The sequence below is a fragment of the Oscillibacter sp. genome (assembly GCF_032060045.1).
Taxonomy (GTDB): Bacteria; Bacillota; Clostridia; order Oscillospirales; family Oscillospiraceae; genus Oscillibacter.
Genome location: NZ_DAMBZJ010000016.1, coordinates 20,960 through 27,913 on the forward strand (window position 1 = coordinate 20,960; position 6,954 = coordinate 27,913).

General features: G+C 57.2%; 7 protein-coding genes. All 7 read right to left on the minus strand.

Translation table 11 applies throughout. The annotated features are described in order from the left end of the window. On the minus strand, window positions 1-1,567 hold a 1,567-nt coding region (pknB, locus tag RT018_RS08115), incomplete at its 3' end, for a Stk1 family PASTA domain-containing Ser/Thr kinase (RefSeq protein WP_312940879.1). A gap of 1 nt (window position 1,568) precedes the next feature. Next, window positions 1,569-2,324, minus strand: a complete 756-nt coding sequence (locus tag RT018_RS08120; RefSeq protein WP_312940974.1) for a Stp1/IreP family PP2C-type Ser/Thr phosphatase — start codon at window positions 2,322-2,324, stop codon at window positions 1,569-1,571. 5 nt (window positions 2,325-2,329) lie between these two features. Beyond that, window positions 2,330-3,361, minus strand: a complete 1,032-nt coding sequence (rlmN, locus tag RT018_RS08125) for a 23S rRNA (adenine(2503)-C(2))-methyltransferase RlmN (RefSeq protein WP_312940881.1) — start codon at window positions 3,359-3,361, stop codon at window positions 2,330-2,332. Beyond that, window positions 3,358-4,695 carry a 16S rRNA (cytosine(967)-C(5))-methyltransferase RsmB gene (gene rsmB, locus RT018_RS08130; protein ID WP_312940883.1) on the minus strand — a complete coding sequence of 446 codons (1,338 nt, stop codon included), beginning with the start codon at window positions 4,693-4,695 and terminating at the stop codon, window positions 3,358-3,360. Before rsmB ends, rlmN begins: the two co-directional genes overlap by 4 nt. Further along, window positions 4,692-5,417, minus strand: coding sequence for a zinc metallopeptidase (locus tag RT018_RS08135; protein WP_312940885.1), 726 nt, complete (start codon window positions 5,415-5,417; stop codon window positions 4,692-4,694). The genes rsmB and RT018_RS08135 overlap by 4 nt, the downstream gene beginning before the upstream one ends. A gap of 13 nt (window positions 5,418-5,430) precedes the next feature. Then, window positions 5,431-6,348, minus strand: coding sequence for a methionyl-tRNA formyltransferase (gene fmt, locus RT018_RS08140; RefSeq protein WP_312940887.1), 918 nt, complete (start codon window positions 6,346-6,348; stop codon window positions 5,431-5,433). 5 nt (window positions 6,349-6,353) lie between these two features. Continuing rightward, on the minus strand, window positions 6,354-6,878 hold the full coding sequence (gene def, locus RT018_RS08145; RefSeq protein ID WP_312940889.1) for a peptide deformylase: 525 nt from the start codon (window positions 6,876-6,878) through the stop codon (window positions 6,354-6,356). Window positions 6,879-6,954 lie beyond the last annotated feature (76 nt).

The following is a 6,954-nucleotide window of genomic DNA, read 5'->3' on the forward strand; positions in this document are numbered from 1 at the left end:
TACTGACATATAGTATTACTGTGTCGCCCTTTTTCAGAATATCCCCCGCTTCCGGATCCGTGCGAATAATGGCGTCCGCCACTACGTCGTTGCTGCTCTCATCCACCGTTTGAATATCCAGCTTTAAATCGGTGATAAGCGTTTTCATATCCACCTTTGCAACCTGAATATTTTTTCCAATCAGGCCGTCCGGCATCGTGTCGGTCCTCTCTCCCGCACTGACGGTGACATCAATGACGAGGTTGCTTTTTTTCGTCATGTTCTCCGACGGGTCCTGCTTGAGAATCACATCCACAGGCGCGTCGTCGTAAACCTTGCTCACCACGTTGATTGTAAAAATTCCATCAACTTCGGGAAGCGCATTGGCCTCGTCCACCGTCAGTCCCAGTACATTGGGAACGGTATATTTATCCCCCGCTTCCATGGAGCCCAACACGGCCCGGGCCACGAAAAACACCGCCACCAGCGCCACAAAAACCACACCGGCAATCAGCGCGGTGCGTTTGCTTGAGGATAGCTCTCCCTCCGCCTTTCGGGGCGGATCCCGGTCGTAATCCGAGTTGTACTTTCGGTCGCGGCCCCGTCCGTATTCTCGCCCGCTTTCCCGCTCGCGGGAAAGCTCTCGTGCGGCGTGGTGCTGCGCAGCAGCCGCCACCACCGCACCGGTACGCAACGGGCGGGTGGGTTCGTCAGTCTCTTCCGGGCGAAGGTCATTGGGGTTAATGTCCAAATCCACGCCCGGGTTTTTACGGAAGGCATCCAGATCCAAAATCATGGCCTCGGCGGAATCATACCGCCGGTCCCGATCCGGGGCCATGGCCTTCATGCAGATCAGCTCCAGCGGCTCCGGAATACCATCATCGATTTCCCTGGGCGCCAGCGGAATGGAACTGAGATGCTGGATGGCAACCGATACCGCTGAATCCCCCTCAAATGGCAGACGGCAGGTGAGCATCTCATAAAGCACCACACCGGCTGAATAAATGTCCGAGCGTGCGTCGGTCCGATCTCCCCGGGCCTGCTCAGGAGAAATATAGTGGACAGAGCCAAGAGCCTCCTGCGTCAGGGTCTGGGCAGAGTTTTCAAGGCACGCGATGCCAAAATCAGCCACTTTCACGCTACCGTCCCGCAGAACCATGATGTTCTGGGGCTTAATATCCCGGTGGACAATGCCCCGGCTGTGGGCGTGGGAAAGGCCACGCATAATCTGTGTGATAAAGTGCAAGGACTCCCGCCAGTCCAGCTTTGCCCGCTTCTCCATATACTGCTTGAGGGTGATGCCGTCAATCAGCTCCATAACGATGTATTCCACGTCCGCGCTTTGGGACACGTCGTACACCGAAACAATATTGGGATGGGACAACATGGCAACAGCCTTGGATTCCGCGTGGAATCGGCGGCGGAACTCTTCGTCCTGCGCCAAATCACTCTTGAGAATCTTCACTGCCACCAACCGGTTCAAGCGGTGACACTTGGCTTTGTAAACCACGGCCATACCGCCGGTTCCGATACGCTCCAAAATTTCATAGCGGTTGTCCAGCATTTTTCCGATATAGGAATCCACCATGTCACACACCCTCCTTTCCGTCCGGTTCGCGCATCAGCACGGCGGTTACATTGTCTTTCGCGCCCCGTTCCTTGGAAAGTTCCAAAAGCCTTGCAAGGCAGTCCTCTCCCGTCTTGGAACTGTTCACCTCATCCAGCATCTCCCGGTCCGACACGGTGTCCACCAATCCGTCGCTGCACAGCAAAATGATTTCCCCCGGCTCCATAGGGCATATGTAGCCGTCGCACTCGATCAGCTCATCCGGCCCCAGCGCCCGGGTAATCAAATTGCGTTTTGGATGGCGGCGGGCCTCCTCAGCGGTAATGTCCCCCCGCTCCACCATACTCTCCACCAATGAGTGGTCCCGCGTAATCCGCTGGATGGAGTCTTTTGTAATATGATACGCACGGCTGTCACCAACATTGCTCACCACAGCGCCGCCTCCGTAACCCACGGCAGCTACCAGTGTGGTTCCCATGTTCTGAAACTCCTCGCTCTGCCGTGCCGCCTCCCAAACTGCCCGGTTTGCAAGAGATACCGCAAAGGACGATGCCTCCCGGAGCTGCCCCGGCGTCATTTCCTCCCGCAGAACGCGCCGTACCTCTCGCATATAGCTATCCACAGCGATATGGCTTGCCAGACGGCCGCCGGCGGTGCCGCCCATGCCATCGCATACCACGCAGACAGTGTGTCCGCTGTCCGTGCGCTCCCGCACGGCAAACGCATCCTGATTGTCCTTGCGGACCAGGCCCACATCCGTAATGCCCCAGACCTGCATGTCGGTCACACTCCTTTCTTCTCTTCCATGGCCTTCCGACGGAGCTGACCGCAGGAAGCGTCGATATCGCCACCCAGACTTCGCCGCACTGTGGCGGTGACGCCGTGGGACTCCAGCCGTTTTTGAAATGCCGCTGTCCGTTTGGACGGCTTGAACGGGCTTTCCACTACGTCGTTCAGCGGGATAAGATTTACATGCCCCGGCATTCCCCGTAGCTTTTCCGCGATGAGGTCGGCCTGCCAGTCGGCATCATTCACCCCATCGATCATAGCGTATTCAAAGGAAATGCGCCGTCCTGTTTTTTGAAAGTACCGATGGCAGGCGGCGAACAGCTCTTCCACGGGATAAGCGCGGTTCACTGGCATGATCTTAGAACGGGTTTCCCCATCCGGCGCATGAAGAGAGACGGACAGTGTAAGCTGAAGACCCAGCTCCGCAAGGCGCTCGATGCCGGGAATGATACCGCAGGTGGATAGGGAAATATGCCGCATGCCGATGTTCAGCCCCTCCGGGCAGTTCACCAGCTCCAAAAAACGCAGCACGTTGTCCAGATTGTCCAGCGGCTCCCCAATCCCCATTAAAACAATGTTGGAAATCGGCAGGCCGGCGTCTTTCTGGGTAAAAATCACCTGATCCAGCAACTCTGCCGGCGTCAGGCTTCGAACCTTTCCTGCCACGGTGGACGCGCAAAACGCGCAGCCCATCAAACAGCCCACCTGGGAGGAGATACAGACCGTATTCCCGTGGTGATAGCGCATGAAAACAGATTCGATGCAGTTTCCGTCACTCAGCTCCCAAAGATATTTCACGGTGCCGTCCAGCTTGGAAACCTGCTTGCGCACGGCCACAGGCGGTATGAGAATACATGTACGCTCCAGCTTTTCCCGGAGACACTTTGGCAGGTTCGTCATCTCATCAAAGGAAGTCGCGCCCCCATGGAGCCAGGAGAATACTTGCTTTCCACGAAAAGCAGGCTCCCCCATTTCCTTCAGAGTGCGGGTCATTTCCTCCAGCGTTTGGGATTTCAAGTCAATCATTGCGGGATTTCCCTTTCCGCGCGCCGCAGGCGGCAGATGTAAAATCCATCGGTCCCATGGCGGTGGGGCCAGAGAGTCAGTTCCCCCGGCTGCTCCCCGAGAGGCCCAGGAAGTGTAAAGCTATCCCGAGAAAATTCCGGGTGTGCGGCGAGAAAGCCGTCCACAATCTGAGCGTTTTCCTCCGGAAGCACGGTGCAAGTTGAGTAGATCAGCGTACCGCCGGGCTTCACATACCGCGCCGCGTTTTCTAAAAGTGCGGACTGGGCTACAGTAAGTGTAAACAGGTCGTCGGGGGATTTATACCGAACATCCGGCTTTTTGCGAATAATGCCAAGGCCGGAGCATGGCGCGTCCACCAGCACCACATCCGCGCTGTCTGCCCACTCCGAACGAAAAACCGTCCCATCGGCGGCAAAGGTCCGAATGGATGTAATGCCCAGCCGTGCCGCACCCTCTTGGATGCGGACCAGCTTTTTTTCATGGAGGTCACAGGAATAAATCTCGCCCCCGTCCTCCATCATCACCGCCGCGCCAAAGGACTTTCCTCCCGGAGCGGCGCACACGTCGATGACCTTCTTCCCCTTTTCGGGCGCGGCAATCAGACCCACCAACTTGGCGGCGGGGTCCTGCACGAAAAACTCACCCTGTCCAAACGCCTCCAGCGCAGTCAGATCGCCAGAGGAGGACAGTTCCAAACAGTCCGGAACCCACGGGTGCGGAGTGACGCCCACTCCCGCTGCCGTGAGCTTTGTCGTTAGCTCCTCCCGCGTGGTTTTCAGCGTGTTGACCTGCACCGTCAGGGGCGCAACACCGTTGTCGGCAGCAAGGAAAGCCTCCGCTTCCTCCCGACCCAGCAGCGTTAAAAGCCGCTTTACCAGCCACTTAGGGTGGCTGTACTTTATGGAAAGATACTGCGCCTCGTCCCTGTCTGGGATGGCAGGAAGCGTGTCCCTGTTCAAAGATACCTTCCGCAAAACAGCATTCACCAGCCCAGAGGCCGCGCCCCTTTTGTTTTTCTTAGCCAACTCCACGGCTTCGTTCACCGCTGCCCGGTCCGGCACCTTATCCAAAAACAAAATCTGATACGCGCCCAGACGCAAAATGTCCGTAAGCGGTATCTGTAAATGGCTCACCTTCTGGGAGCAGTAGGCCCCCAGATAAAAATCCAGTAGGGCGCGGTTTTGTAGAACGCCGTAAACCATGCGTGTGGCCAGTGCGGCCTCCGCGCCGGTCAAGCCGTCTCTCCGGAGCTGGGCTTTCAAAGAAGCGTCCGCCCATGCGGCATTGGACGAGACGGCGCCCAGCACCCGCAGGGCGGTATCTCGGGCGCTCATCTGCGGCCTCCCCGTCGGTTGCCACCCCGGGCTGCAAAAATGGCCACGAACCTCATAAGCTGCAAAAGGCTGGTCAAAAGCGCGGCCACATACGTCAGTGCCGCCGCCCGCAGAACCTTTTTCGCGCCCCCAATCTCCTCTTCTGCCAGCAGGCCCTCACCCTCAATCGTATCGATGGCCCGGGCGGAGGCGTTAAACTCTACCGGCAGCGTCACCAACTGAAAGAACGTAGTGATTCCGAACAAAATGATACCCGCCAGAAACAAAGATTGGCTGTACATCAACATTCCGATCATCAGCAGGATAAAGGAAAACCGGGATCCGAGGCTGGTGACGGGAATGATGAGATTGCGCAGCCGCACAGGGGCGTACCCCACGGCATACTGCACCGCGTGCCCCGCCTCGTGGCAGGCAACACCCACAGCCGCCACCGTGGCCGCGCCGTACACGTTCTCAGACAGATAGATGGCGTTGGTCCGGGGATCATAGTGATCGGTGAGCCGACCTTGGGTGGGATGAATTGTTACGTCGGTGACCCCGTGAGCCCGCAACACCGCCTCCGCGGCCTGGGCCCCGGTCATACGGCGGCGGTTGGTTTCCTTGCTGTATCGGTTAAAACTGCTGGAAACCTGCGCCTGCGCATACAGAGACAGGAGAAATACGGGAATCAGTAGAACCCAGTATAGATTGTGCGCAAAGAAATAAGCATAATCGTTTTGCATCAAATTCCTCGTTTCAAAGTTGAATGGGGTGGCCCCGCAAATAGTCGGCGGCGGGCATCCGCTTTCCCCCATCGGCCTGTATTTCCGTCAAGTAAAGCACCTTGCCATCTCCACATACAATGGCAATTCCTCGCTTATCGGCCGAAAGCACTGTTCCCGGTTCGGCGGAGGCATTCTCCCCCGTCTCCAAAGATTTGAAAACTTTCATCGCTCGTCCGTCCACCACGGCGGAAGCAGCAGGCCAGGGACTCAGTCCGCGAATCTGGCAGTTGACGGTGTGGGCGCTCTTCGTCCAGTCGATGGGCGAAAGGTCTCGGGATAGCATGGGCGCATAGGTGGCCTCGTCCTCGTTTTGAACAGTCCGGACCGCAGTGCCGTTTTCAATCGCCGCAATTGCCCCGCTCAAAGCCTCTGCCCCAAGCTCTGCCAGCCGGGTAGTCAGGGACTGCGCGTCCTCATCCGGTCCGATGGCCGTTTTGACTTTGGAGATCACATCCCCTGCGTCCAGCTTGTCCACCATATACATAATAGATACGCCCGTTTCCCCGTCTCCGTTTAAAATCGCCCAGTTGATGGGGGCCGCGCCCCGGTATTTAGGTAGCAGGGACGAGTGGACGTTGATAGAGCCGTATTTCGGATAGTTTAAAAGCTCCTCCGGCAAAATCTTGCCATAGGCCGCTGCCACAATCAACTCTGGCACAAGCCGACGCACAAGGTCCATTGCCTCGCCATCGCGAGCTTTCTGCGGTTGATACACGTCAAGTCCAAGTGTAATGGCGTGTCCCTTAACAGGCGTTGGTATCAGCTTCATTCCACGATTTTTAGGCTTATCCGGCTGGGTGACAACTCCACAGATCTCGTGCCCGTCTTCCGCCAGCCTTTTCAAAGAAGCCACCGCAAATTCGGGAGTTCCCATAAACAATACGCGCATCAGTGTTACGCCTCCGGTTCCGCTTTTTCGTCCTCATCGGACTCTTCGTCCTCCAGATACTCCGACAACTCTTCATCGGTCAAAAAATGGTCCACATACTCGGAGAACAGATGTCCGTCCAAATGCTCAATCTCATGGCAGAAGGCCCGGGCAGTCAGACCTTCGCCCTCCACCTCAAACCAATTTCCCTCCCGGTCCTGCGCTCGGACCCGCACATGGTCTGGCCGAGTGACGATGCCCCATTTCCCCGGCAGGCTCAGGCAGCCCTCAAGACCGGTCTGCTCTCCATCCTGTAATGTGATTTCCGGGTTAATCAACTCGATATACTCCTCGGAATCCTCGTCCAGCACTAAGCAGACCCGCCGCAAAACGCCCACCTGTGGCGCGGCTAGGCCTGCGCCTCTGGCATCCGTCAGCGTCTCCGCCATGTCGTCCAGCAACTGGCGCAGGCGCCCGTTAAACTCCGTCACAGGGCGGCTCTTTTTCAGCAGGGAATCGTCCCCCGCCTCTAAAATTTTTCTCAAAGCCATCGCGTTGTCCTCCAATCGAAAATCGCAATCAATCCATTGCGTTGCAGTCTACAAACAGGTTTAGGCCCCGGTTTTG